Source organism: Arthrobacter sp. SAFR-023, from assembly GCF_051965295.1.
Taxonomy (GTDB): Bacteria; Actinomycetota; Actinomycetes; order Actinomycetales; family Micrococcaceae; genus Arthrobacter.
Map to the genome: position 1 here is coordinate 1 of NZ_JBQCMF010000064.1, position 634 is coordinate 634.

1 protein-coding gene is annotated in these 634 nt (G+C 64.7%); it reads left to right on the forward strand.

Going from position 1 to position 634, the window contains the following annotated elements; genetic code table 11:
• Positions 1 to 625 (forward strand): IS256 family transposase (locus ACTHQX_RS21755; RefSeq protein WP_440159323.1); only part of this gene is annotated, 625 nt, incomplete at its 5' end.
• Positions 626 to 634: the final 9 nt, after the last annotated feature.

Sequence of the window (634 nt, forward strand, 5' to 3'; positions counted from 1 at the left end):
CATCCTCGGGCTGTGGGCCGAGGAAGGCGGCGAAGGGGCAAAGTTCTGGCTCTCGGTGCTGACCGAAATCAAGAACCGCGGCGTCGAGGACGTCTGCATCACGGTCTGCGACGGGCTCAAGGGCCTACCCGAGGCCATCACCACGGTCTGGGAGCGGTCTGTGGTCCAGACCTGCATCGTGCATCTGATTCGCAACACCTTCCGCTTTGCGGCCCGGCAGTACTGGGACGAGATGTCCCGGGACCTGCGCCCGGTCTACACGGCACCGTCCGAGGCCGCGGCGAAGGAACGCTTCGTGGAGTTCTCGACCAAATGGGGCCGGCAGTACCCGGCGATCACCCGGCTGTGGGAGAACGCCTGGAGCGAGTTCGTGCCGTTCCTGGACTACGACGTCGAAATCCGGCGGGTCATCTGCAGCACCAACGCCATCGAATCCATCAACGCCCGCTACCGGCGCGCGGTCAGGGCCCGGGGCCATTTCCCCACCGAGCAGGCGGCCTTGAAATGCCTCTACCTCGCCACCCGGGCACTGGACCCGACAGGCAAAGGCAGGGCACGATGGGCCACACGATGGAAGCCGGCCCTGAATGCATTCGCCATCAGCTTCGACGGAAGAATCAACTAAATGCCAACC